Here is a 25,322-nt window from a genome sequence, read left to right on the forward strand (position 1 = left end):
GCCCGGTTACATTCCGAACCCGGAAGCTAAGCCTTACAGCGCCGATGGTACTGCAGGGGGGACCCTGTGGGAGAGTAGGACGCCGCCGAACAATTATTCAAAGGGTTGGATCCTGAACTTCGGTTCGGGGTCCAACCCTTTTTTGTTCTCCGTCACTTGAAGTTCACGTTCCGCAACAACCATCCGAAGCATGGGTACTGCTGCAATGCTCAGGGCCGCCGGCGTCGGAGTCGGTGACGAGGTTGTCGTGCCGGCCTTCGGGAACTCCGAGGTCGCCGGGGCCGTCGCCCTCGCCGGCGCGCTGCCGGTGTTCGCCGACATAGATCCGCTGACGTACTGCCTCGACCCGGCCGCTGTCGAAGCAGCCGTAACTCCGCGGACGGCGGCGGTCGTTGTCGTACACCGCTTCGGTCGGCCGGCCGACATCGCGCGACTGCACGGTGTGGGGCAGCGGCACGGGCTTCTGGTGCTGGAGCACGGGGAGTCGGAGGTGCCGTACGACGAAGTCGCCCAGCGCAGGGAGCGGGCCGCCTATCTCGACGCCAAGTTGAGGGGTGTGCGGACGCCCGACGGTGGTGACGGGCACACCTATCAGCAGTACGTGGTGCGGGTGCCGGGGAACGGGCGGCCGGATCGGGATGCCTTCGCTCGGGCCGTGCGTGCCAGGGGAGTTGAGTGCCGGGTGCCGGTGAAGACGCCTGTGCACCGACTGCCGGAATTCCGCCGGTGCGTGTCCTTGCCGGAGACCGAGCGGGCCGCCGACGAGACCCTCGCACTGCCTGTGGACGCCGCGTTGACCAAGCGGGACATGCAGCGGATCGTGGGCGCGTGCAATGCACTGGGCGGATTGCTTCAGCCTGCTTTCTGAGCGGCGGTCGGCACTGCACGACATGGTTGGGAGCACGTGTCTGTTCGGGGTATGATCTATTCCGTTGCCGCGGGGAAAACTCCTCAAGGTGACAGGCCCCTATAGCTCAGTCGGCAGAGCGTCTCCATGGTAAGGAGAAGGTCAACGGTTCGATTCCGTTTGGGGGCTCCAGACGAAAGGCCCCGCCCAATTGGGCGGGGCCTTTTTCGGTGCTCGCGGGTCCCTGGTCCCTCAGTCCTTGTGCAGGCCCGGGACCCGCATTGCCAGGATCGCCATGTCGTCGGACGGGGCGTCGGATGCGAAGCGTTCCACGGCGCGCATGATGCGGGCGGCAACCGCACCGGCCGTCAGGCCCGTGCAGGTGGTCAGGACGTCGGTGAGGCCGTCGTCGCCGAGCATGCGGGTGCCTTCACGGCGTTCGGTGACGCCGTCCGTGACGCACAGGAGGACGTCGCCCGGGTCGAGGGTGACCGTCTGCTCGTAGAGCTCCAGGTCCTCCATGACGCCCAGGAGCGGCTGGGGTTCGGCGGCCGGTTCGACCGTGCCGTCCTGGCGCAGACGGAGCGGGAGGGGGTGGCCGGCGCAGACCACCTTCAGCTCGGCGCTGCCGTCCTCCTGCGGCCGTAGCTCGCCGTAGAGGAGGGTCAGGAAGCGGCTGCGGGCGCCCTCGTCGAGAATGGCCGAGTTCAGTCGCTCCAGGACCGCAGGGCCGCTGAGGCCCTCGCGGGCCAGGAGGCGGAGCGCGTGCCGGGCGAGGCCCGTGACCGCCGCCGCGTTGGGGCCCGTACCGCAGACGTCGCCGATGGCGAAGCCGTAGGCGCCGTCGCTGATCGGGAAGAGGTCGTAGAAGTCGCCGCCGACCTCGTTGCCCTCGCCGGCTGCGCGGTAGATGACCTCGACCTCCACGCCGTCGATCTCCGGGAGTTCCGGGGGCAGCAGGCTGCGCTGGAGGGACTGGCTGATGGCCGTGCGCTCGGAGTACAGGCGGGCGTTGTCGAGGGCCAGGGCGGCTCGTCGGCTCAGGTCCTCGGCCAGTTCGAGGATTTCCTGGCGGAAGTGTTCGTCGGTGGGTTTGCCGAGGGTCAGCATGCCGATGACTCGGTTGCGCGCCACCAGGGGGAGTACGACGGTTTCGCCGCCGACCGCGGAGGCGGTGGCGAGCGTGGGGCCGATGCCCGAGGCGATCTGGTGGGTCGGGCCGCCGCTCAGGCCCAGGCTCCGCATGGAGCTGCGCAGGGCCGCCCGGTGGGCGACCTCACCGGGGGCGGACCAGACGCGGGCGCCCGGGGTCGGTACCGGATCGGGCGGCGGGACCTTGGACAGCAGCGACTTGATGCCGTCGATGAGTTCCTCGTCCTCGTGCAGGACGTACGACAGATACGGCTCGGAGGCCTGGTCGGCGATCGTGTAGACGGCACACCAGGTGGCGAGGGTGGGGACCGTCATCTGGGCCATCAGGGCCAGGGTCTGGTCGCGGTCCAGGGTGCCCGCCAAGAGGTCGGAGGCCTCGACCAGGAAGCTGAGTGAGCCTCGGCGCAGGCGTTCCAGTTCGCCGAGGCGGGCCGATTCGACGGCCAACGCGATGCGGTCGGCGGCGAATTGGAGGCGCAGGGCCTCTTCGTTCGAGTATCTGCCGGGGCTCTCGGCCGCCACGCCGAGGGAGCCGGTGAGGCGGCCCTCGACCTTCAGGGGGACCGTGACGACCGAGCGCATGCCGGTGCCGCTCAGGAGCGGGACGGCGCCGGGTACGGCCGTGAGGTCGTCGTGGACGGCCGGCATGCGGGCGGAGCCGTATCGGCCGGGGCCCGCCTCTACGGGCACGCGCGCGAAGCGCTGTCGGGCGGAGGGCAGGCCGGTGGAGGCGCGGACCTCCAGCTCGGTCTCGTCGTCGGTCGCGAGCAGCAGGAAGGCGGAGTCGGCGTCGAGCATGTCGCGGGCACGTTCCACCGTGCGCTGGAGGAGGCCGTCGAGGTCGTCCGGGGCCGGCGAGCCGATGAAGACCTCGAAGGGGTCGGTGTTCTGGCCGTCGGCGGCGGGTGCCGTGTCGGAGGCCGGCATGCGCAGCGGTGTCTGCAGGACGGCCCGCTCGTGGTCCCGGACGAGGAGGCAGACGGTGGACGGGTCGCCGTCCGTGTCGCGGACGCGGAGGTGGGAGGCGTACACGGGGGTGACGCGACCGTTGGCGCCCCTTATGCCGTAGCTGCCCTCCCAGCGGGAGAGCTGGAGGGCCTCGGCGATGCCGGTGCTGGTGCCGGGGGTGTGCGGCCACGCGGCGAGATCGGTAAGGGGCTTTCCGATCACCTGTTCGGCGGGGTAACCGAAGAGTTCCTCTGCGTCCTCGTTCCACGAAGTGATGGAACCGCTGCGGTCGATCTGGACGACCGCGACACGGACCCGCCCGTCGGCGAGGGGGAGGAGGTCGGCGGGGAGGGACGGGCCGGCGGCGCGGGTGCCCACGGCGCGTTCGGGGAGGTCGAGCTGGAACCAGACCTGTTTGTGGGTGGGCGTGTACTCGACACCCCAGCGGCCCGCGAGTGCGGCGCACAGCTGGAGCCCGCGGCCGCCCTCGCGGTCCGGGCTGCCCATGTTGACGGGGTGACCCTGGAGGGGGATCTCTCGCTCCGGGTACCGGTCGGCCACCTCGATCCGTACGCCTTCGTCACTGCGCAGACACAGGACGTCCGCGGAGGTGCCCGCGTGGACGACGGCGTTGGTGACCAGCTCGCTGGTGAGGACCACGGCGTCGTCGACGATGTCGGCGAAGCCCCAGCCCTGGAGGGTGTCGCGGACGAAGGAGCGGGCGGTCGCTACCGATCGTCCGACGGGCTCGAAGCTGGCGGCCGCGCGCGCGGTGATCACAGAACTCCTCGGCCGGTTGTCGACGGGCAGGGCTGCCTGGCCGACCGGCTCGTGCCGCTGATGCGGCAGACCGCCCGTCGGCCGGGGGTCCGGGGGCTGTCCCCCCGGGATCAGTCCGGTGGTCATGTGTGCGGCCGCCCCTCCGATGCCCGCTCGTTCTCGTGCCACCGCCCAGGCCGGACGGACCGGCGCGGCTGGACAGCCGCATGCAAGGTTACTTACCTTCGACGGCCATGCGGATGCCGGTCTGCAGTGTTTCCGCCCAGAGGGTGTGCGGACGATGTGCGAAGCTGCCGAACTGTTATGGCCGGGTTCAGGCAGGGTGAAACACTGGGCAAGCTTCTTGTGAAGGTCCGGACAGGCCGAGTGGCTTCCGCGTGCAGTGGGCAGCAGCCCGTGGTGCGGCCTGGTACATCGGGCAGAGACAGGCAGCAGTAACTGGTACGGCCAGCGGTGGTACCGGAGCACAGCAGTAACGGTCGACCCCTGCGGGAGGGACACAGTGGAGTCTGGCGCAGCGACGCGGGGCACGAAGACGCGCGCGAAAGGCGGACAGTCCCTGAACAACCAGCGCAAACCGCGCGGCGGGACGACCGCAGTGGACACGGCTTCTCTGAACAGGCTGCTGGCGGCTCTCGTGGCGATGCGCGACGGGAACTTCCGCAAGCGGCTCACGGTGTCCGGAGACGGCGTGATGTCGGAGATCGCGGCGGTCTTCAACGAGGTGGCCGACCGGAATCTCCATCTGACGGGTGAGCTGTCGCGGGTACGGCGCATGGTGGGCCGTGAGGGCAAGCTCACCGAACGGCTGGAGACGGGTGCGTATGAAGGCTCCTGGGTGGCTGCCATCGAGGCGTCCAACGCGCTCGTGGACGACCTCGTACGGCCCGTCTCCGAGGTCGGCCGGGTGCTGTCCGCGGTCGCGGAGGGTGATCTCTCGCCCCGTATGGAGCTGCGGACGCAGGCGCCGGACGGGACCGGGCATCCGCTGCGCGGGGAGTTCCTCAAGGTCGGGCGGACTGTAAACAACCTTGTCGACCAGCTGTCGACCTTCACCGACGAGGTCACGCGCGTGGCCAGCGAGGTGGGCACCGAAGGCAAGCTGGGCGGGCAGGCGCGCGTGCGTGGCATGTCGGGTTCGTGGAAGGACCTCACGGACTCCGTCAACACCATGGCGTACCGGCTGACGGCACAGGTGCGGGACATCGCCCTGGTGACGACCGCGGTGGCCAAGGGCGATCTGTCGCGGAAGGTCACCGTTCATGTCGCCGGCGAGATGCTGGAGCTGAAGAACACCGTCAACACGATGGTGGACCAGCTGTCGTCCTTCTCCTCCGAGGTGACGCGAGTCGCCCGCGAGGTGGGCACCGAGGGCGAGCTCGGCGGGCAGGCGCAGGTGCCGGGCGTGGCCGGCGTGTGGAAGGACCTCACCGATTCGGTGAACCTCATGGCCGGCAACCTGACGGCCCAGGTGCGCGGAATCGCCCAGGTCACCACGGCGGTCGCCAACGGTGACCTGTCGCAGAAGGTCACCGTGTCGGCGCGCGGCGAGGTCGCGCAGCTCGCGGACACGATCAACCAGATGACGGAGACGCTGCGGATCTTCGCGGACGAGGTCACGCGCGTGGCCAACGAGGTCGGCGCCGCGGGACAGCTCGGCGGCCAGGCGAACGTGCCGGGCGCGGCGGGTACGTGGAAGGACCTGACGGACTCCGTCAACACGGTGTTCCGGAATCTGACCATTCAGGTGAGGGACATCGCGGCTGTCACCACGGCGGTGGCCAACGGTGACCTCTCCCAGAAGGTCACCGTCGACGTGGCCGGCGAGATGCTCGAGCTGAAGAACACCGTCAACGGCATGGTGGATCAGCTGTCGTCGTTCGGTTCCGAGGTCACGCGCGTGGCGCGCGAGGTCGGTGTCGAGGGTGAGCTGGGCGGGCAGGCGCAGGTGCCGGGCGCGGCCGGCACCTGGAAGGACCTGACCGACTCGGTCAACACCGCGTTCCGCAACCTCACCGGGCAGGTGCGCAACATCGCCCAGGTGACGACGGCGGTCGCCAACGGCGATCTGTCGCAGAAGGTCACCGTGGACGTCTCCGGCGAGATGCTCCAGCTGAAGAACACCGTGAACACGATGGTGGACCAGCTGTCGTCCTTCGCCGACCAGGTGACGCGGATGGCCCGTGACGTGGGGACCGAGGGCCGGCTGGGCGGCCAGGCGGTCGTACCGGGTGTGGCCGGTACGTGGAAGGAGCTCACCGACTCCGTCAACGGCATGGCCGGCAACCTGACGGCCCAGGTGCGCAACATCGCCCAGGTGACGACCGCGGTCGCCCAGGGCGACCTGTCCCAGAAGATCGACGTGGACGCGCGCGGGGAGATCCTGGAGCTGAAGAACACCATCAACACGATGGTCGACCAGCTCTCCGGATTCGCCGACCAGGTGACCCGGGTGGCCCGCGAGGTGGGCACGGAGGGCCGCCTCGGCGGTCAGGCGCAGGTGCCCGGCGTGGCCGGCGTGTGGCGGGACCTGACCGACTCCGTGAACGGAATGGCAGGAAACCTGACGGCCCAGGTGCGCAACATCGCCCAGGTCGCCACCGCGGTCGCCCGAGGTGACCTGTCCCAGAAGATCACCGTGGACGCGCGCGGGGAGATCCTGGAGCTGAAGAACACCCTGAACACGATGGTGGACCAGCTGTCGTCGTTCGCGGAGGAGGTCACCAGGGTCGCCCGCGAGGTGGGTACGGAGGGGCAGCTCGGCGGTCAGGCCGAGGTGCAGGGGGTCTCCGGCACCTGGAAGGACCTCACCCAGTCCGTGAACTTCATGGCGAACAACCTGACCATCCAGGTGCGCAACATCGCCGAGGTCACGACCGCGGTCGCCAAGGGCGACCTGTCCAAGAAGATCACCGTTGACGCGAAGGGCGAGATTCTCGAGCTCGTCACGACGGTCAACACGATGGTCGACCAGCTGTCCAGTTTCGCCGAGCAGGTGACCCGGGTGGCCCGTGAGGTGGGCACCGAGGGCATCCTGGGCGGCCAGGCGCACGTACCGGGTGTCACGGGCATCTGGAAGGACCTCAGCGGCAATGTGAACCTGATGGCCAAGAACCTGACCATGCAGGTGCGGAACATCTCCCAGGTCGCGGCCGCCGTCGCCAACGGCGACCTGACACGGACGGTGACGATCGAGGCGCGCGGCGAGGTGCAGCAGCTCGCTGACACCTTCAACACGATGGTGAAGACGCTCAGTTCGTTCGCCGATCAGGTCACGAAGGTGGCCCGCGAGGTGGGCACGGACGGCATCCTGGGCGGTCAGGCGCATGTGCCGGGAGTTGCGGGCACCTGGAAGGACCTCACCGACTCGGTGAACGGCATGGCGTCCAACCTGACCGGACAGGTGCGCAACATCGCCATGGTCACCACGGCCATCGCGAAGGGCGACCTGACCAAGAAGATCGACATTGACGCCCGCGGCGAGATCCTCGAGCTCAAGACGACGATCAACACGATGGTCGACCAGCTGTCGTCCTTCGCCGAGGAGGTCACCCGAGTCGCCCGCGAGGTGGGCACGGAAGGACAGCTCGGCGGTCAGGCACGCGTGCGTGACGTCGACGGCACCTGGCGCGACCTCACCGAGTCCGTGAACGAAATGGCAGGAAACCTTACTCGGCAGGTGCGCGCCATCGCGCGCGTGGCGACCGCGGTGACCCGCGGCGACCTGAACCTGAAGATCGACGTCGACGCGTCCGGCGAGATCCAGGAGCTCCAGGACTACATCAACAAGATGATCGCCAACCTGCGTGACACCACCATCGCCAACAAGGAGCAGGACTGGCTGAAGGGCAACCTCGCCCGTATCTCCGCGCTGATGCAGGGCCGCCGCGATCTGCAGGACGTGGCCTCCCTGATCATGAGCGAGCTGACTCCTGTGGTCTCGGCCCAGCACGGCGCATTCTTCGTGGCGATGCCGCTCATGGACGGCAAGGACCTGAGCGCCGAGAGCGAGGACGCGTACGAGCTGCGCATGCTGGGGTCGTACGGCTACTCGATGGGCTCCATGCCGACGTCGTTCCGGCCGGGCGAGGCGCTGATCGGGACGGCAGCCGAGGAGAAGCGCACGATCCTCGTGGAGAACGCGCCCAGCGGCTACCTGAAGATCTCCTCCGGCCTCGGCGAGGCGCCGCCCGCGCAAGTGATCGTCCTTCCGGTGCTGTTCGAGGGCAAGGTGCTCGGTGTCATCGAGCTGGCCTCCTTCAATCCCTTCACGCAGATCCAGAAGGACTTCCTCAACCAGATCGCCGAGATGATCGCGACCAGCGTCAACACGATCTCCGTCAACACCAAGACGGAGCAGCTGCTGAAGCAGTCGCAGGAGCTGACCGAGCAACTCCGTGAGCGCTCGGCCGAGTTGGAGAACCGGCAGAAGGCCCTCCAGGCGTCCAACGCCGAGCTGGAGGAGAAGGCCGAACTGCTGGCCCAGCAGAACCGCGACATCGAGGTCAAGAACACGGAGATCGAGGAGGCGCGGCAGGTCCTCGAGGAGCGCGCCGAGCAACTCGCCGTGTCGATGCGCTACAAGAGCGAGTTCCTCGCCAACATGTCGCACGAGCTGCGCACACCGCTCAACTCGCTGCTGATCCTGGCCAAGTTGCTCGCCGACAACGCGGACTCCAACCTCACCCCGAAGCAGGTCGAGTTCGCCGAGACCATCCACGGCGCCGGATCGGACCTGCTTCAGCTGATCAACGACATCCTCGACCTGTCCAAGGTCGAGGCGGGCAAGATGGACGTCTCCCCGACGCGTATCGCGCTCGTGCAGCTCGTCGACTACGTGGAGGCCACCTTCCGGCCGCTGACCGCGGAGAAGGGCCTCGACCTGTCCGTACGGGTGTCGCCGGAGCTGCCTGCCACACTGCACACCGATGAACAGCGGCTGCTGCAGGTGCTGCGGAACCTGCTGTCCAACGCGGTGAAGTTCACCGACTCCGGAGCCGTGGAGCTGGTCATCCGGCCGGCCGGCCGGGAGGTGCCGGCGGCGATCCGGGAGCAGCTGCTGGAGGCCGGGTCGATGACCGATCCGGACGCGGATCTGATCGCGTTCTCGGTGACCGACACCGGTATCGGTATCGCCGCCAGCAAGATGCGCGTGATCTTCGAGGCGTTCAAGCAGGCGGACGGCACGACGAGCCGCAAGTACGGCGGTACCGGTTTGGGCCTGTCGATCTCGCGGGAGATCGCGCAGCTGCTCGGCGGTGAGATCCATGCGCAGAGCGAGCCGGGACGCGGCTCGACGTTCACGCTGTATTTGCCGCTGCACCCCAGCGAACTGCCGCCGCAGGGCTACCAGCAGGCCCTGCCCGCCTTGAACGCCGGCGACCTGGTGGCCGCCTCGGACCTCGCTCATCTGTCCGAGGCGGAGATCGAGACGCCGGCCGAGGTGAAGTCGTACCGGGAGACGCAGAACGGCGCCGCCGCGCTCTTCAGGCGCCGCCGCAGGCACGGCCTCGACGCCGACCAGCGGCTGGCGACCCACGAGCAGTGGTCGGCAGCCGAGCAGGACGAGGCGCCGCAGGTGCAGCGCGGGATCCGGTTCGGCGGCCAGAAGGTGCTGATCGTCGACGACGACATCCGTAACGTCTTCGCGTTGACCAGCGTGCTCGAGCAGCACGGGCTGTCCGTGCTGTACGCCGAGAACGGCCGTGAGGGCATCGAGGTCCTGGAACAGCACGACGACGTCGCAGTCGTCCTGATGGACATCATGATGCCCGAGATGGACGGCTACGCGACGACCACGGCGATCCGCAGGATGCCGCAGTTCGCGGGCCTGCCGATCATCGCGCTGACCGCGAAGGCGATGAAGGGCGACCGGGAGAAGGCGATCGAATCGGGTGCCTCCGACTACGTGACGAAGCCGGTCGATCCCGATCACCTGCTGTCGGTGATGGAGCAGTGGATGCGGGGGGAGTGACGGGAACCATCGATGTTCACGCGGAGTTGCTGACTCAGTGTGCCCGAAGCCGTGTAGAAGTACGGGATTCGGGGAACCTTCTGGTCTCCCGCTACGTTTCTGCTACGTGCACAGTGACATCACGGTGACAGGGTGTGGCGACGGGCGGGGTGCGGCTACGATGACCGGCACAAGGACGGGCGGCGAAAGGGAGTCGTCCCCAGGGGCGGCGCCCGGTGCACATCCGGGGCGAGGAGGGCGGGCCATGGTGCAGAAGGCCAAGATCCTCCTGGTCGATGACCGGCCGGAGAATCTGCTTGCGCTGGAGGCCATCCTCTCCGCGCTCGATCAGACGCTGGTGCGGGCATCGTCCGGGGAGGAAGCGCTCAAAGCACTGCTCACGGACGACTTCGCGGTCATTCTGCTGGACGTCCAGATGCCGGGAATGGACGGTTTCGAAACAGCCGCGCACATCAAGCGGCGCGAGCGGACCCGGGACATCCCGATCATCTTCCTCACCGCGATCAACCACGGCCCGCACCACACCTTCCGTGGGTATGCGGCCGGCGCGGTGGACTACATCTCCAAGCCGTTCGACCCGTGGGTGCTGCGCGCGAAGGTCTCGGTCTTCGTCGAGCTGTACATGAAGAACTGCCAGCTGCGGGAGCAGGCGGCGCTGCTGCGGCTCCAGTTGGAGGGCGGCGGCGGCAAGACCGCGGCGGGCGAGGCCAAGGAGCCCGCCAGCCTGCTCGCCGAGCTGTCGGCGCGGCTCGCGGCGGTCGAGGAGCAGGCCGAGGCGCTGTCGAAGCAGCTCGACGACGATTCGGCGGATGCGGCGGCCGTGGCCACCGCGGCCCATCTCGAACGCAAACTCACAGGGTTGCGGCGGGCGCTGGACGCCTTGGAGCCGGGCGCCGGAAGCGCGTCCTCGGTGTCCTCGCAGAACTGACTTCCGGGCGCGGACCAGTTGTCCATGAGGACGCGTCAGTTCCGCGCCCGCCTCAGGGCGACACGAACGGGTGAAGCAGTGGGCACACGTGTCCGCTGTCGCCTCCACCGGTAACCTCACCTCTATGGCCTCACGTCCCTCCGCTGCCAAGAAGCAGCCTGCGAAGAAGGCGGCGGCTCCGGCGAAGAAGGCCGCTGTGAAAAAGGCCCCGGCGAAGAAGGCCCCGGCCAGGAAAGCCGCGGCGAAGAAGTCGGCGCCGCCGCCGAAGCCTGCGCCGAATCCGACCGGGGGTGTCTACAAGCTCGTCCGCGCCCTCTGGCTCGGCGTCGCGCACGCCGTCGGCGCCGTCTTCCGCGGCATAGGGAACGGCGCCAAGAACCTCGACCCGGCCCACCGCAAGGACGGTGTCGCCCTGCTGCTGCTCGCCATCGCGCTCATCGTGGCCGCGGGCACCTGGGCCGATCTGCGCGGGCCCGTCGGCGACCTGGTCGAGATCCTGGTGACCGGCTCCTTCGGCCGCCTCGACCTGCTCGTGCCGATACTGCTCGCGGTCATCGCCGTGCGCTTCATCCGCCACCCCGAGCAGCCCGAGGCCAACGGCCGCATCGTGATCGGCCTGTCCGCGCTCGCCATCGGTGTGCTCGGCCAGGTCCACATCGCCTGTGGGGCGCCCGCCCGCAGCGACGGCATGCAGGCGATAAGGGACGCCGGCGGCCTCATCGGCTGGGCGGCGGCGACCCCGCTGACGTACACGATGGGCGACGTCCTCGCCGTACCTCTGCTCGTGCTGCTGACGATCTTCGGTCTGCTCGTCGTCACGGCGACTCCCGTCAACGCCATTCCGCAGCGGCTGCGGCTGCTCGGAGTGAAGCTCGGCGTCCTCCACGATCCGGAGGAGGACGAGTTCACCGATGACGATCAGCGTTACGACGACCAGTGGCGCGAGGCGCTGCCCGCACGCACGCGCAGGCGTGGTCCGGCCCCCGAGTCGTACGACCCCGACGGAGCGGAGCAGGAGGCCCTCTCGCGGCGCCGTGGCCGCCCGCGCAGGTCGGCGGTCCCACAGCCCGACATGCAGCGCCCCATGGACGCCGTGGACGTCGCGGCGGCCGCGGCCGCCGCGCTCGACGGCGCCGTCCTGCACGGTATGCCGCCCTCGCCGATCGTCGCCGACCTCACCCAGGGGGTGAGCGTCGGGGACCGCGAGGAGAGCACACCGACGCCCGCGCCGGCAGCGAAGGCCGTGCCGGCCGCGCGCCCCAAGCAGGAGAAGCTGAAGGTCGAGGTCGCCGACCTCACCAAGCCCGCCCCGGAGGCGCCGAGCGACCTGCCCGCGCGCGCCGAGCAGCTTCAGCTCTCCGGTGACATCACCTACTCGCTGCCCTCCCTCGACCTCCTCACGCGCGGCGGCCCCGGCAAGGCGCGCAGCGCCGCCAACGACGCCGTGGTCGCGTCGCTCACCAACGTCTTCACCGAGTTCAAGGTGGACGCCGCCGTCACCGGTTTCACCCGCGGGCCGACGGTCACGCGCTACGAGGTCGAGCTCGGCCCCGCGGTGAAGGTCGAGCGGATCACCGCGCTGACCAAGAACATCGCGTACGCCGTCGCCAGTCCGGACGTGCGGATCATCAGCCCGATCCCCGGGAAGTCCGCGGTCGGCATCGAAATCCCGAACACCGACCGCGAGATGGTCAACCTCGGAGACGTGCTGCGCCTGGCGGCGGCGGCCGAGGACGACCATCCGATGCTGGTCGCGCTCGGCAAGGACGTCGAGGGCGGCTATGTGATGGCCAACCTTGCGAAGATGCCGCACGTCCTCGTGGCCGGAGCCACCGGTTCCGGTAAATCGTCGTGCATCAACTGCCTGATCACGTCGATCATGGTCCGCGCGACTCCCGAGGACGTCCGTATGGTCCTCGTCGACCCCAAGCGGGTCGAGCTCACCGCTTACGAGGGCATCCCGCACCTGATCACGCCGATCATCACCAACCCGAAGCGGGCCGCCGAGGCGCTCCAGTGGGTCGTACGGGAGATGGACCTCAGGTACGACGACCTGGCCGCGTACGGATTCCGGCACATCGACGACTTCAACGAGGCCGTCCGCAACGGCAAGGTCAAGCTGCCCGAGGGCAGCGAGCGGGAGCTGCAGCCGTATCCGTATCTGCTGGTGATCGTCGACGAGCTCGCCGACCTGATGATGGTCGCGCCGCGGGACGTCGAGGACGCGATCGTGCGCATCACACAGCTCGCGCGCGCGGCGGGCATCCACCTGGTGCTCGCCACGCAGCGGCCCTCGGTCGACGTCGTCACCGGCCTGATCAAGGCGAACGTGCCCTCGCGGCTCGCGTTCGCCACCTCCTCGCTCGCCGACAGCCGCGTCATCCTCGACCAGCCCGGTGCCGAGAAGCTGATCGGCAAGGGCGACGGGCTGTTCCTGCCGATGGGTGCGAGCAAGCCGACCCGTATGCAGGGCGCCTTCGTGACCGAGGAGGAGGTCGCGGCGATCGTCCAGCACTGCAAGGACCAGATGGCGCCCGTCTTCCGGGACGACGTCACCGTGGGCACCAAGCAGAAGAAGGAGATCGACGAGGAGATCGGCGACGACCTCGACCTGCTGTGCCAGGCCGCCGAGCTGGTGGTCTCCACGCAGTTCGGGTCGACGTCCATGCTCCAGCGCAAACTGCGTGTCGGCTTCGCCAAGGCCGGGCGGCTCATGGACCTCATGGAGTCCAGGGGCATCGTCGGACCGAGCGAAGGGTCGAAAGCTCGTGACGTTCTTGTGAAGGCTGACGAGCTGGACGGCGTGCTCGCGGTGATCCGCGGGGAGGCTTGAGAAAGAGGCTCGCGCGGGAGGGCCACCGATGTCCGATCGTGACTCACCCGTAAGGGATCATTGAGCAACCGTTTCCCGTCCACGTACGTCAAGTTGAGGGAAGCGACAATCGCGCACCCCACCATCGGCGTGTCCGGCCATTCCGATGGGCTACAAAGTCCGACCGCCCGGTTGCCCCACCCTTTCGCACCCCCCATAGACTGAACCTCCAGCACAGGTGGCTTAAACGCTCGAAAGGCGCCCCCGTGTCCATCGGCAACTCCCCTGAAGACGAGCGTCCGTTCGAAGACGATCGCGCGGAAGCCCACCGCTCCATCGGCCATGCCCTCCGGCAGGCGCGAATCGCGGCCGGGTTGACCGTCGACGACGTCACCAACGCCACCCGGGTCCGCATCGCCATCGTGCACGCCATCGAGGCCGACGACTTCGCCCCCTGCGGCGGCGACGTCTACGCCCGGGGCCACATCCGGACCCTGGCCAAGGCTGTCCACCTCGATCCGGCCCCGCTGCTCGCGCAGTACGACGCCCAGCACGGCGGCCGCCCCGCGCCGACCCCCGCGGCCCCCCTCTTCGAAGCGGAACGCATCCGCCCCGAGCGGCGCGGACCGAACTGGACCGCTGCCATGGTCGCCGCGATCGTCGCCGTGGTCGGCTTCGTCGGCTTCACCGCGTTCAAGGGCGGCGACGACAGCGGCGCGAAGACCCAGGTCGCCGAGGGATCCACGCCCTCGACGAGCAAGTCGGCCTCGCCCACGCCCAAGAGCAGCAAGTCCGACATCCCGAAGTCCAACCCCTCGGACAGCGCCATCGCGGCCGCGCCCCAGGACAAGGTGACCGTCCAGGTCAGCGCCGCCAACGGCCGCAGCTGGATCTCGGCCAAGGACCACAACGGCCGGCTGCTCTTCGACGGGCTCCTCAAGCAGGGCGACTCCAAGACCTTCCAGGACAGCGAGAAGATCAACCTCGTCCTCGGCGACGCGGGCGCGATCCAGCTCTACGTCAACGGCAAGAAGATCGACGACAACTTCCAGTCCGGCGCGGTGGAGCGCCTCACGTACACGAAGGGTGACCCACAGGCCGGCTGACGGTCGGCCGACGGCGGGGCAGGGCACATACGGGGTTGGCCAAGATCGGCCAACCCCGTCGACGTGGGCTGTCAGTGAGACGAAGTAGTCTTGAGCGCATGCCTGAACGCCGTACCGTCGCACTCGTCACCCTTGGCTGCGCCCGTAACGAGGTGGACTCGGAGGAGCTCGCAGGCCGCTTGGAGGCGGACGGCTGGGACCTCGTGGAGGACGCCGCGGAAGCGGACGTCGCCGTCGTCAACACCTGTGGCTTCGTCGAGGCCGCCAAGAAGGACTCCGTCGACGCCCTCCTGGAAGCCAACGACCTCAAGGGCCACAGCAGAACCCAGGCCGTCGTGGCGGTGGGCTGCATGGCCGAGCGGTACGGCAAGGAGCTCGCCGAGGCCCTCCCCGAGGCCGACGGCGTACTCGGCTTCGACGACTACGCGGACATCTCCGACCGACTGCAGACCATCCTGAACGGCGGCATCCACGCCTCCCACACCCCGCGGGACCGGCGCAAGCTGCTGCCGATCAGCCCCGCGGAGCGCCAGGAGTCCGCAGCCGAGGTCGCGCTGCCCGGGCACGGCCCGGCGGATCTCCCGGACGGACTGGCGCCCGCCTCCGGCCCCCGTGCGCCCCTGCGCCGCCGGCTGGACGGCGCACCGGTCGCCTCGGTGAAGCTCGCCTCCGGCTGCGACCGCCGTTGCTCCTTCTGCGCCATCCCGTCCTTCCGAGGCTCGTTCATCTCCCGCCGCCCGAGCGACGTGCTGAACGAGACCCGGTGGCTGGCCGAGCAGGGCGTCAAGGAGATCATGCTGGTCTCCGAGAACAACACCTCGTACGGCAAGGACCTCGGCGACATCCGCCTGCTGGAGTCACTTCTGCCGGAGCTCGCCGAGGTCGACGGCCTGGAGCGCGTGCGTGTGAGCTATCTCCAGCCGGCCGAGATGCGTCCCGGGCTGATCGACGTCCTGACCTCGACGCCGAAGGTCGCCCCGTACTTCGACCTGTCCTTCCAGCACTCCGCCCCCGGCGTGCTGCGGGCGATGCGCCGCTTCGGCGACACCGACCGCTTCCTGGAGCTGCTCGACACCATCCGGAGCAAGGCCCCCCAGGCGGGCGTGCGCTCCAACTTCATCGTGGGCTTCCCGGGCGAGAGCGCGGACGACCTGGCCGAGCTGGAGCGGTTCCTGAACGGCGCGCGGCTGGATGCCATCGGCGTCTTCGGCTACTCCGACGAGGAGGGCACGGAGGCGGCGACGTACGAGAACAAGCTGCCCGAGGACGTCGTCGCGGAGCGGCTGGCCCGTGTCTCCCGGCTGGCCGAGGAACTGGTCTCGCAGCGGGCCGAGGAGCGCGTGGGTGAGACCGTGCACGTGCTCGTGGAGTCCGTGGACGAGGACGGCGTGTACGGCCGCGGGGCGCACCAGGCGCCGGAGACGGACGGCCAGGTGCTGCTCACGAGCGGCGAAGGTCTGAGCGTCGGCCGTATGGTCGAGGCGAAGGTGGTCGGTACGGAAGGTGTCGACCTGGTGGCCGAGCCGCTGACGGGCTCGCTCGGGTGTAGTGAGGAGGCGGGCAGATGACCGGAGTACCGGCATCGGCGGCCAACGGCTCCTCCCCGGCGGATTCCTCGCCGGCCGGCCCCGCCGCCTCCGACCGGCAGACCGGGGCGAAGTCCCCGAGGGGCGGAAAGCTGGCCGCCGCGGCAGTCAACCAGGCCAGCGTCTGGAACGTCGCCAACCTGCTGACCATGCTCCGGCTGCTCCTCGTGCCCGGCTTCGTCGCCCTGATGCTGGCCAACGGCGGATACGACCCGGCGTGGCGCTCTTTCGCCTGGGCCGCCTTCGCCATCGCCATGATCACCGACCTCTTCGACGGTCATCTGGCGCGCACGTACGACCTCGTCACCGACTTCGGTAAGATCGCCGATCCCATCGCCGACAAGGCGATCATGGGGGCGGCGCTGATCTGTCTCTCCTCGCTGGGCGACCTGCCGTGGTGGGTGACGATCGTCATCCTGGGCCGGGAACTGGGGATCACGCTGCTGCGTTTCATCGTCATCCGGTACGGCGTCATCCCGGCGAGCCGGGGCGGCAAGCTGAAGACGCTCATCCAGGGCGTGGCCGTGGGGATGTATGTCCTGGCGCTCACGGGCTGGCTGGCCACCCTGCGGTTCTGGGTGATGGCGGCGGCGGTCGTGCTGACCGTGGTGACCGGACTCGACTATGTAAGACAGGCCATTGTGCTGCGCAGGCAGGGAATCGCCGAGCGCAAGGCCGCGTTGGAGGAGACGGAAGCGTGAATTCTCCGGCCGCCGACGTCGTACGACTACTGACGGTGAGGGGCGAGACCCTCGCGGTCGCCGAGTCGCTCACGGGCGGGCTGGTTGCGGCGGAAATCACAGCTGCCCCAGGAGCGTCCAAGGCGTTCCGCGGTTCGGTGACCGCCTACGCCACCGAGTTGAAGCACGAGATCCTGGGCGTCGACGACACCCTGCTGGCACAGCGCGGAGCGGTGGACCCGCAGGTCGCGGCCCAGATGGCGGCCGGCGTACGCAAGGCGCTGGGCGCCGACTGGGGCATCGCGACGACCGGTGTCGCGGGCCCGGAACCGCAGGACGGGAAGCCCGTCGGGACGGTTTTCGTGGCCGTGGACGGCCCCTTCGGAGCGGATTCCGGTTCCGCCGGTGGCGGAAAAGTCGAGGCCCTGCGGTTGAACGGCGACCGCGCGGAAATTCGTATGGAGAGTGTACGGAGCGTACTCGCACTGCTCCTGAAGGAGCTTGCGAACGAACAGTCCGGGAATGAGCTGGCACAGGATACGGAACAGAACGGGGGGTTTTGATGTTTGCAGCCCTGAGTGAACACGACATCGCTCCCCGCACGGCCGCAGCGCGAGGCGGTACGGTGGGGCGTGAAGGATGCGGCTACGCGGTCCGAGGAGGGAGCCACCGATGATTCTGCTCCGTCGCCTGCTGGGTGACGTGCTGCGTCGGCAGCGCCAGCGCCAGGGCCGTACTCTGCGCGAAGTCTCCTCGTCCGCCCGAGTCTCACTCGGCTATCTCTCCGAGGTGGAGCGGGGGCAGAAGGAGGCTTCCTCCGAACTGCTCTCCGCCATCTGCGACGCGCTGGACGTACGGATGTCCGAGCTCATGCGAGAAGTGAGCGACGAGCTCGCCCTCGCCGAGCTGGCCCAGTCTGCTGCGGCCACCGAGCCTGTGCCCGCACCGGTTCGTCCGATGCTGGGTTCCGTGTCGGTGACCGGTGTGCCACCGGAACGGGTGACCATCAAGGCGCCCGCCGAGGCGGTGGACGTGGTCGCCGCGTGACGTTCACGCGCGTGGCTTGAGCCGACGTGCACGTGCAAGGCCCCGGCCGGGGCTTCTCCAGGGAGAACTGGGGAGGTGCGGTCGGGGTTTTCGTGTTGTCGGAGGGTCGAACGGCTGTACGGTCCGTTTGCCGGTGTGGTCCGGGGCGGTCATGGTGGATGCCTGCGATGCGTTGCGCCCATGTGCCGTCGGTGCGCCCTTTCCGGGGGTGAAGGCGGCGGTCTAGCTTCGGGGCCGGAGGTGGCGTCCATGGCACGGCCGACAGTCCGCTGGGGGGCGTTTCTCGGGCTCGGGGTGCTGTGGTGGTGGGCGGTGCTGCGGCTTGCGTTTGCGCCCGGGGCCGGCGTGCTGGAGGGGGCGGTCGCCGCCGGGGGCTGGGGGCTGGGTCTGCTGCCGGTGCACTGTGTGCCGAAGACGGGGGCGACGGGCGCCGTGGGAGCAGGGCGGTGGCGGGTGGCCTGGCGGACGGCCCGCGTCACCACGGCATCGCCACCCCGCCGTTCGGACGCAGGATCTGGCCCGTCGTGAACGACGAGGCGTCGGACGCCAGATACAGCACGGTGTGAGCGACGTCATCCGGTTCGCCGACCCGGCCCAGCGGTGACATCCGGGCCATCAGCGCCTCGGTCTGCGCCTGTGCCCCGGCTTCATGGCGGTCGGTCATGGGGGTGCGGATCCAGCCGGGGGCGACCGCGTTGACCCGGATGCCGTGCCGGCCGACCTCGTTCGCCAGGGTCTTCGTCAGCTGGACGACGGCAGCTTTGGCCGCGCCGTAGCAGAGCAGGCCGGGACGGCCGGTGTCGACGGCGCTGGAGGCCATGGTGATGATGCTGCCGCCGGTCTGCCGGTCCAGCATCAGACGGGCGGCCTCCTGGCAGGCGTACAGCACGCCCTTGAAGTTCACGCTCAGCACCCGGTCGAGGTCCTCGTCCCGGGTCTCCAGGACCGGGCTGCTGTGCATGATCCCGGCGATCGCGGCCATCACGTCCAGGCGCTCGCAGGCCTCGACGGCCTGTCTGAGCTGCCCCCGGTCGGTGACGTCGAGGTGGTGGACGCGGGCGGTGCCGCCGCCGTCCTTGATCAGGGTCGCCGTCTCGTGCAGGCCCTGCGCGTCGCGGTCGGCGCAGTGGACCGTGGCGCCGGCCTCGGCGAGCAGCACGGCCGAGGCGCGGCCGATGCCGCCGGCCGCTCCGGTGACGAATGCGGTGCGTCCGGTGAGTTCGTACGCCTTGACGGGCATGAAGGGACGGTACGAGGGTTTCTGACGGGTCGTCAATTAGTCGTACGGCGTGGAGTTCCGCGGGGCGGTGCGGTACTCGGTGCAGGTCCCGTCTGGCAGTTCGGGCACCAGTAGGTGGGGCGTTCGCGGGAGCCGTCGCCCTGGTCGGCCACGCGGACGGAGGTGTGACAGCGCAGACAGGGGCGGGGTGCACGGCCGTACACGAACAGGTCCTGGCCGCGGCGGCCCGTCGTGGTGCGGACCGGCCGGTCGCGGTTGGCCTCCAGGAGCTTCTTGGCGAGCGCGGGCAGCTTCGCCGCGCGGTCGGCGGGCAGCGCGCCGATGGGGAGCCAGGGGGTGGCGCCGAGCAGGAAGCAGAGCTCGCTCTTGTAGACATTGCCGATGCCGGCGAGGTTGCGCTGGTCCAGAAGGGCTTCGCCGAGGGGGCGGGCGGGGTCGGCCAGCAGATTGGCCAGCGCCTGCTGCGGGTCCCAGTCCGGGCCGAGGAGGTCGGGGCCGAGATGCCCGACGGCGCGCTGTTCGTCGGCGGTGCGCAGGAGGTCGAGGACGGGGAGGCGGTAGCCGACTGCTGTGCGGTCGGCGTTGCCCAGGATCACGCGGATCTGGTGGGACGGGCCGCCGCCGGTCCAGCGCATGCCGTTCGCGTACACCTTCCAGGAGCCGTCCATCCTCAGATGGGAGTGGAGCGTCAGGCCGCCCTCGATACGCGTCAGGAGGTGTTTGCCGCGCGGGGTGACGTCCAGGACGATGCGGCCCGTGAGGTCGGTCGTGGCGTACTTGGGCACCCGGAAGTCGCTACGGGTCAGCACCTTGCCGGCGAGGGCGTCGTGCAGGCGCCTCGCCGTCTGCCAGACCGTGTCTCCTTCGGGCATGGGTCAAGGGTGTCACGGGCGGGCGCTCGCGGGCCCGGAGAGCGGGGGCCTCGCGGTCATGCCCGCAGCCGCAGGCCCCGCGGGGTCGCGATGAAGCCTGCTCCTTCCAGGAGAGTGCCGATGGGGGACGTCAGGGCCGAGGCGCCGTTGACCCGCTCCACCGTGACCGTGCCGAGGGAGCCCGCCCGGGCGGCTGCGGCCAGAGCCTGCGCCGCTGCCTGCAGACGGGGATCCTCGGTGGCCGTGCCTTCCGGGTCGGCGGGCCAGGCCAGCAGCGTCTTGCCGCCGCGCTCCATGTAGAGCGTCAGCTCACCGTCGACGAGGACCACCAGCGAACCCGCCTTTCGCCCCGGCTTGTGCCCCGCGCCGGTCGGGGGCTCCGGCCAGGGCAGCGCCGCGCCGTACGCGTTCGCCGGATCGGCTGCGGCGAGGACGACGGCTCGGGAGTCGGGAGTGGGACGGGGGCGCCGATCGGGGAAAGCGGAGCCGTACGAGACGGCTGGCGCTCCGGGACCGCTTCGGGGGCCGCCTGCGCCTGGGGACGCGAAGTCGCGGGGCGAGACGTATTCGTCCCGTGAGGCGCGGGCGGGCGGGAGACCGAAGTCGTCCTCGAAGCCGGTGATGTCGAACTCGGGCCGGCCCCCGCTCCGGGCGGCGCCGCCCCCCGAGTCGAAGCCGGCCGTCCAGTCGAAGGTGTCGGGATCGTCGGAGCTGTGGGATGTGTGGCCGTGGGGCGTTCCGGCGCTCGGGTCGCCGGGCGCGGTGAAGGCGTGGGACGAGCCGAAGGGACCGGCGGAGTAGCCGCTCGGCGTGGCCTCGGCCGACGGCTGCGGCAGGGCTTCACCGCGGTCGCGGGCGTTGGACACCGCGCGCAGGCGGTCCACCGCGCCGTCCATCGCGAACTGGGCCGCGCCGAGCCCCTCGACCACATAGCCGCGCCGTGCCTGGCCGCTCTCCTCGAAGGCGGACAGGATGCGGTACGTCGCCGAGAAGCCGCCCTCGATGCCTTCCGCGGAGACGGCGCCCCGGGTGACCACGCCGTGCCGGTCGAGGAGGGTGCGGGCGACGGCGTGCGCGCGCACCGTCGGGTCGGCCTCACGTGCCGGGAGCAGGGACCAGCGGCCGGCGACGGTCGGTGGGCCGCTGCGGGAGGCGGGGCGGGCCGCGGCCGTCAGGGAGCCGTAACGCCCCCGGGGGACGCTGCGCTTGGCGCGGTGGGCCGTGGAGCCCGCGGTGCGGCCCGAGCCCAGCAGGGAGCGCATGGGGGCCAGTGTGTCGTTCGTGAGGCGTCCGGACCAGGCCAGGTCCCAGACGGTGTCGGCGAGTTGGGGATCGGTGACGTCGGGGTGGGTGGTCGCTCGGACCTGGTCGGCGATCTGGCGGAAGAACAGGCCGTAGCCCCCGGAGAGGGCGTCCAGCACGGACTGGTGGAGCGCGGTCAGTTCCAGCGGATGTGGCGGGGGCTGGAGCAGGGGAGCAGCGTCCGCCAGATAGAGGGAGACCCAGCCGTCCTTGCCGGGAAGTGCGCCTGCGCCGGCCCAGACGACCTCTCCGGCGGCGGTGAGCTCGTCGAGCATCGCGGGCGTGTAGTTGACGACGCGCGACGGCAGCACCAGCTTCTCCAGGGCCGAGGCAGGCACGGACGCGCCCTGCAGCTGCTCTACGGCACGCACCAGTCCGTCGACACCGCGCAGGCCGTGCCCCTTGCCGATGTGCTGCCACTGCGGCAGGAACTGGGCGAGCGCGGCCGGTGCCACCGGTTCCAGCTCGTGCCGCAGCGCGGCCAGGGAACGGCGGCGCAGTCGGCGCAGCACTGCCGCGTCGCACCACTCCTGGCCGATGCCCGCCGGATGGAACTCGCCCTGCACGACACGGCCGTTCGCCGCGAGGCGCTGCAGGGCGCCTTCCGTGACGGCCGCGCCCAGGCCGAAGCGGGCCGCCGCGGTGGCCGATGTGAAGGGGCCGTGAGTGCGGGCGTAGCGGGCGAGGAGGTCGCCGAGAGGGTCCTTCACCGGCTCCGTGAAAGCCTCCGGGACGCCGACCGGCAGGGCAGTGCCGAGGGCGTCGCGCAGGCGGCCCGCGTCCTCGATCGCCGCCCAGTGGTCCGCGCCCGCGATGCGGACCTTGATCGCGCGGCGGGCGCGGGCCAGCTCCTGCGCCCACTGCGGCTCGGCGCCGCGCTCGGCCAGCTCCGCGTCGGTCAACGGGCCGAGCAGGCGCAGCAGGTCGGCGACACCCTCGGCGTCCTTGACGCGCCGGTCCTCGGTGAGCCACTGGAGCTCCCGCTCCAGCTCGGTCAGCACCTCGGCGTCGAGCAGCTCGCGCAGCTCCGCCTGGCCCAGCAGCTCGGCCAGCAGCCGCGAGTCCAGGGAGAGCGCGGCGGCGCGACGCTCGGCGAGCGGCGAGTCCCCCTCGTAGAGGAACTGGGCGACGTATCCGAAGAGGAGGGAGCGGGCGAAGGGGGAGGGCTCGGAGGTGGTGACCTCGACCAGGCGTACCTTGCGGGACTCCAGGTCGCCCATCAGCTCGACGAGGCCGGGGACGTCGAAGACGTCCTGGAGGCACTCGCGGACTGCTTCCAGGACGATCGGGAACGAGCCGAACTCGCTGGCCACCTGGAGCAGTTGGGAGGCGCGCTGGCGCTGCTGCCACAACGGGGTGCGCTTGCCCGGGTTGCGGCGCGGCAGCAGCAGCGCGCGGGCCGCGCACTCGCGGAAACGGGACGCGAACAGGGCGGAGCTGCCCACCTGGTCGGTGACCACCTGGTCGACCTCGCCCTTGTCGAAGACGACGTCCGCGGCGCCGACGGGTGCCTGGTCTGCGTCGTACTCCGTGCCCGCCTTCATCGGCTCCTGGTCGAGCAGGTCCAGGCCCATGAGGTCGGCGTCCGGGAGGCGCAGCACGATGCCGTCGTCGGCGTGCATGACCTGGGCGTCCATGCCGTACCGCTCGGAGAGCTTGGCGCCGAGGGCGAGTGCCCACGGCGCGTGCACCTGGGCGCCGAACGGGGAGTGGACGACGACCCGCCAGTCGCCGAGCTCGTCGCGGAAGCGCTCCACGACGATGGTGCGGTCGTCCGGGACATGGCCGCAGGCCTCGCGTTGCTCGTCCAGGTAGGACAGCACGTTGTCCGCGGCCCAGGCGTCCAGGCCTGCCGCGAGGAGACGCAGCCGGGCGTCCTCCTTGGGCAGCGAGCCGACCTCGCGCAGGAACTGACCGACCGCGCGGCCCAGTTCGAGCGGGCGGCCGAGCTGGTCGCCCTTCCAGAAGGGGAGCCGGCCCGGTACGCCCGGAGCGGGGGAGACCAGGACGCGGTCACGGGTGATGTCCTCGATGCGCCAGGAGCTGGTGCCGAGCGTGAAGACATCGCCCACGCGTGACTCGTAGACCATCTCCTCGTCGAGCTCGCCGACCCGGCCGCCGCCCTTCTTGGGGTCGGCTCCGGCGAGGAAGACCCCGAACAGCCCGCGGTCGGGGATGGTGCCGCCGGAGGTGACGGCGAGGCGCTGAGCGCCGGGGCGGCCGGTGACCGTGCCGGTGACGCGGTCCCACACCACGCGCGGGCGCAGCTCGGCGAACGCGTCGGACGGATAGCGGCCCGCGAGCATGTCGAGGACCGCCGTGAACGCCGACTCCGGGAGCGAGGCGAAGGGTGCGGCCCGGCGAACCGTGGCGAGCAGGTCGTCGACCTGCCAGGTGTCCAGGGCGGTCATCGCCACCAGCTGCTGTGCCAGGACGTCCAGGGGGTTGGCGGGGACCTTGAGGGATTCGATGGAGCCGGTGCGCATGCGCTCGGTGACCACCGCCGCCTGGACGAGGTCGCCGCGGTACTTGGGGAAGACCACGCCGGTGGAGACCGCGCCCACCTGGTGTCCCGCGCGGCCCACCCGCTGCAGGCCGGAGGCGACGGACGGCGGGGACTCCACTTGGACGACGAGGTCCACCGCGCCCATGTCGATGCCGAGTTCGAGGCTGGAGGTGGCGACCACGGCGGGCAGGCGGCCCGCCTTGAGGTCCTCCTCTACCAGGGCGCGCTGCTCCTTGGAGACCGAGCCGTGATGGGCACGCGCGATGACGGGCGGTGCACCCTGCGCCGCTCCGGAGCCGCCCATGAGCTCGGCCGGGGCGTGGTGCTCGTCCAGGGGCTCGCCCGTGGCCCGCTCGTACGCGATCTCATTGAGCCTGTTGCACAGGCGCTCCGCGAGGCGACGGGAGTTGGCGAACACGATCGTGGAGCGGTGGGCCTGGACGAGGTCGGCGATCCGCTCCTCGACATGCGGCCAGATCGACGGGCGCTCCGTGCCCTCCGACCCGTCGGCGACCGGGGAGCCGCCCAGCTCTCCCAGGTCCTCGACCGGGACGACGACCGAGAGGTCGAACTCCTTGCCCGACTTCGGCTGGACGATCTCCACCTTGCGGCGCGGCGAGAGGTACCGCGCGACCTCGTCGACCGGGCGGACCGTGGCCGAGAGGCCGATGCGGCGGGCCGGCTTCGGCAGGATCTCGTCCAGTCGCTCCAGGGAGAGCGCGAGATGCGCGCCGCGCTTGGTGCCCGCCACCGCGTGCACCTCGTCGAGGATCACCGTCTCGATGCCGGTCAGCGCGTCGCGCGTGGCCGACGTCAGCATCAGGAACAGGGACTCCGGAGTGGTGATCAGGATGTCCGGGGGGCGGGTGGACAGGGCGCGCCGCTCGGCGGCCGGGGTGTCGCCCGAGCGGATGCCCACCTTCACCTCGGGCTCGGGCAGGCCCCGGCGCACGGATTCCTGGCGGATACCGGTCAGAGGGCTGCGGAGGTTGCGTTCGACGTCGACCGCGAGGGCCTTGAGCGGCGACACGTACAGGACGCGGCAGCGTTTCCTGGGGTCTGCGGGCGGCGGTGTCGAGGCCAGCTGGTCCAGGGCGGCGAGGAACGCGGCCAGGGTCTTGCCGGAGCCGGTGGGGGCGACCACCAGCACGTCCGAGCCCTCTCTGATGGCCTGCCACGCGCCCGCCTGGGCCGCGGTGGGCGCGGAGAAGGCCCCCGTGAACCAGCCGCGGGTCGCGGGGGAGAAGCCGTCCAGGGCTCGGTGTGCGGAGCTGACCATGCGTCCATCCTGCACCCGGCCACTGACAATGGCTCTGGCCTGCGGGTTCGCGTGCGCTGGGCTGGGGCCGGGCGCGATTCTGTCCGTGGTGGGTCGGGGTCGCGGCGGTGCGGCCGGCCCGCCGCCCGCTGTTCGTCCGCCTGGTGCCTGAGCGGGCCGGTGGTGGTGCCACGTAAGCGGCGGGCTGCGCCCCACCGCCGCGACCCGCTCCCGTGCGTCGGCGGCTGCGGGTGCGTGGGGTGGGGGTTGGGTGGGAGTGCGGG

Annotated in this window: 14 protein-coding genes, 1 tRNA gene and 1 rRNA gene; 12 read left to right on the top strand and 4 right to left on the bottom strand. The window is 70.3% G+C overall.

What is annotated here, in order from left to right; all coding sequences use genetic code 11:
- From rrf to ACFY1E_RS40220, 3 genes are all read left to right on the top strand, one after another.
- Positions 1 to 91 (top strand): 5S ribosomal RNA (gene rrf / locus ACFY1E_RS40210); the annotation flags it as partial.
- Positions 92 to 205: 114 nt separating this feature from the next.
- On the top strand, positions 206 to 868 hold the full coding sequence (locus ACFY1E_RS40215; RefSeq protein WP_389085832.1) for a DegT/DnrJ/EryC1/StrS family aminotransferase: 663 nt from the start codon (positions 206 to 208) through the stop codon (positions 866 to 868).
- A 95-nt stretch (positions 869 to 963) separates the two neighbouring features.
- A tRNA-Thr gene (locus ACFY1E_RS40220) sits at positions 964 to 1,039 on the top strand.
- Positions 1,040 to 1,099: 60 nt separating this feature from the next.
- Here the strand turns inward: ACFY1E_RS40220 and ACFY1E_RS40225 are convergent.
- On the bottom strand, positions 1,100 to 3,853 hold the full coding sequence (locus ACFY1E_RS40225) for a SpoIIE family protein phosphatase (RefSeq protein ID WP_389085532.1): 2,754 nt from the start codon (positions 3,851 to 3,853) through the stop codon (positions 1,100 to 1,102).
- 376 nt (positions 3,854 to 4,229) lie between these two features.
- On the opposite strand from ACFY1E_RS40225, the gene ACFY1E_RS40230 reads away from it, so the two are divergent.
- From ACFY1E_RS40230 to ACFY1E_RS40270, 9 genes are all read left to right on the top strand, one after another.
- Positions 4,230 to 9,701: a HAMP domain-containing protein gene (locus ACFY1E_RS40230; RefSeq protein WP_389085535.1), complete on the top strand. Its 5,472-nt coding sequence runs from the start codon at positions 4,230 to 4,232 to the stop codon at positions 9,699 to 9,701.
- Positions 9,702 to 9,945: 244 nt separating this feature from the next.
- Positions 9,946 to 10,629: a two-component system response regulator gene (locus ACFY1E_RS40235; RefSeq protein WP_389085537.1), complete on the top strand. Its 684-nt coding sequence runs from the start codon at positions 9,946 to 9,948 to the stop codon at positions 10,627 to 10,629.
- A 124-nt stretch (positions 10,630 to 10,753) separates the two neighbouring features.
- Complete coding sequence (locus ACFY1E_RS40240; RefSeq protein WP_389085540.1) at positions 10,754 to 13,462, top strand: DNA translocase FtsK; 2,709 nt, start codon at positions 10,754 to 10,756, stop codon at positions 13,460 to 13,462.
- Positions 13,463 to 13,707: 245 nt separating this feature from the next.
- On the top strand, positions 13,708 to 14,547 hold the full coding sequence (locus ACFY1E_RS40245) for a RodZ domain-containing protein (protein ID WP_344401673.1): 840 nt from the start codon (positions 13,708 to 13,710) through the stop codon (positions 14,545 to 14,547).
- Between the two features lie 98 nt (positions 14,548 to 14,645).
- The gene (gene rimO, locus ACFY1E_RS40250) at positions 14,646 to 16,115 is read left to right on the top strand and encodes a 30S ribosomal protein S12 methylthiotransferase RimO (RefSeq protein ID WP_389085542.1); all 1,470 of its coding nucleotides are present in this window, start codon (positions 14,646 to 14,648) and stop codon (positions 16,113 to 16,115) included.
- Positions 16,112 to 16,834, top strand: coding sequence for a CDP-diacylglycerol--glycerol-3-phosphate 3-phosphatidyltransferase (gene pgsA / locus ACFY1E_RS40255; protein ID WP_389085544.1), 723 nt, complete (start codon positions 16,112 to 16,114; stop codon positions 16,832 to 16,834). The genes rimO and pgsA overlap by 4 nt, the downstream gene beginning before the upstream one ends.
- On the top strand, positions 16,831 to 17,376 hold the full coding sequence (locus ACFY1E_RS40260; RefSeq protein ID WP_389085547.1) for a CinA family protein: 546 nt from the start codon (positions 16,831 to 16,833) through the stop codon (positions 17,374 to 17,376). The genes pgsA and ACFY1E_RS40260 overlap by 4 nt, the downstream gene beginning before the upstream one ends.
- A 109-nt stretch (positions 17,377 to 17,485) precedes the next feature.
- Complete coding sequence (locus ACFY1E_RS40265; protein WP_030947329.1) at positions 17,486 to 17,860, top strand: helix-turn-helix domain-containing protein; 375 nt, start codon at positions 17,486 to 17,488, stop codon at positions 17,858 to 17,860.
- A gap of 249 nt (positions 17,861 to 18,109) precedes the next feature.
- Positions 18,110 to 18,388: a hypothetical protein gene (locus tag ACFY1E_RS40270; protein ID WP_389085549.1), complete on the top strand. Its 279-nt coding sequence runs from the start codon at positions 18,110 to 18,112 to the stop codon at positions 18,386 to 18,388.
- On the opposite strand, the gene ACFY1E_RS40275 is transcribed toward ACFY1E_RS40270, so the two are convergent.
- Genes ACFY1E_RS40275 through ACFY1E_RS40285 form a run of 3 tightly spaced genes read right to left on the bottom strand, consistent with a single transcriptional unit; the run spans position 18,336 to position 25,059 of the window.
- On the bottom strand, positions 18,336 to 19,100 hold the full coding sequence (locus tag ACFY1E_RS40275; protein WP_389085551.1) for an SDR family NAD(P)-dependent oxidoreductase: 765 nt from the start codon (positions 19,098 to 19,100) through the stop codon (positions 18,336 to 18,338). The genes ACFY1E_RS40270 and ACFY1E_RS40275 overlap by 53 nt on opposite strands.
- 32 nt (positions 19,101 to 19,132) lie before the next feature.
- On the bottom strand, positions 19,133 to 19,972 hold the full coding sequence (locus ACFY1E_RS40280) for an Fpg/Nei family DNA glycosylase (RefSeq protein ID WP_389085553.1): 840 nt from the start codon (positions 19,970 to 19,972) through the stop codon (positions 19,133 to 19,135).
- 56 nt (positions 19,973 to 20,028) lie between these two features.
- Positions 20,029 to 25,059, bottom strand: a complete 5,031-nt coding sequence (locus tag ACFY1E_RS40285) for an ATP-dependent helicase (protein WP_389085556.1) — start codon at positions 25,057 to 25,059, stop codon at positions 20,029 to 20,031.
- Positions 25,060 to 25,322 lie beyond the last annotated feature (263 nt).

Origin of the sequence: Streptomyces sp. NPDC001604, assembly GCF_042893475.1 — a bacterium.
Classification (GTDB): Bacteria; Actinomycetota; Actinomycetes; order Streptomycetales; family Streptomycetaceae; genus Streptomyces.

What these genes read in the sequence shown, in the direction of transcription:
- ACFY1E_RS40225 (WP_389085532.1), bottom strand. Translation starts at nt 3,853, where the DNA reads ATGACCACCGGACTGATCCCGGGGGGACAGCCCCCGGACCCCCGGCCG.
- ACFY1E_RS40235 (WP_389085537.1), top strand. Translation starts at nt 9,946, where the DNA reads ATGGTGCAGAAGGCCAAGATCCTCCTGGTCGATGACCGGCCGGAGAAT.
- ACFY1E_RS40265 (WP_030947329.1), top strand. Translation starts at nt 17,486, where the DNA reads ATGATTCTGCTCCGTCGCCTGCTGGGTGACGTGCTGCGTCGGCAGCGC.
- ACFY1E_RS40275 (WP_389085551.1), bottom strand. Translation starts at nt 19,100, where the DNA reads ATGCCCGTCAAGGCGTACGAACTCACCGGACGCACCGCATTCGTCACC.
- ACFY1E_RS40285 (WP_389085556.1), bottom strand. Translation starts at nt 25,059, where the DNA reads ATGGTCAGCTCCGCACACCGAGCCCTGGACGGCTTCTCCCCCGCGACC.
- ACFY1E_RS40215 (WP_389085832.1), top strand. Translation starts at nt 206, where the DNA reads ATGCTCAGGGCCGCCGGCGTCGGAGTCGGTGACGAGGTTGTCGTGCCG.
- ACFY1E_RS40270 (WP_389085549.1), top strand. Translation starts at nt 18,110, where the DNA reads ATGGCACGGCCGACAGTCCGCTGGGGGGCGTTTCTCGGGCTCGGGGTG.
- rimO (WP_389085542.1), top strand. Translation starts at nt 14,646, where the DNA reads ATGCCTGAACGCCGTACCGTCGCACTCGTCACCCTTGGCTGCGCCCGT.
- ACFY1E_RS40240 (WP_389085540.1), top strand. Translation starts at nt 10,754, where the DNA reads ATGGCCTCACGTCCCTCCGCTGCCAAGAAGCAGCCTGCGAAGAAGGCG.
- ACFY1E_RS40280 (WP_389085553.1), bottom strand. Translation starts at nt 19,972, where the DNA reads ATGCCCGAAGGAGACACGGTCTGGCAGACGGCGAGGCGCCTGCACGAC.
- pgsA (WP_389085544.1), top strand. Translation starts at nt 16,112, where the DNA reads ATGACCGGAGTACCGGCATCGGCGGCCAACGGCTCCTCCCCGGCGGAT.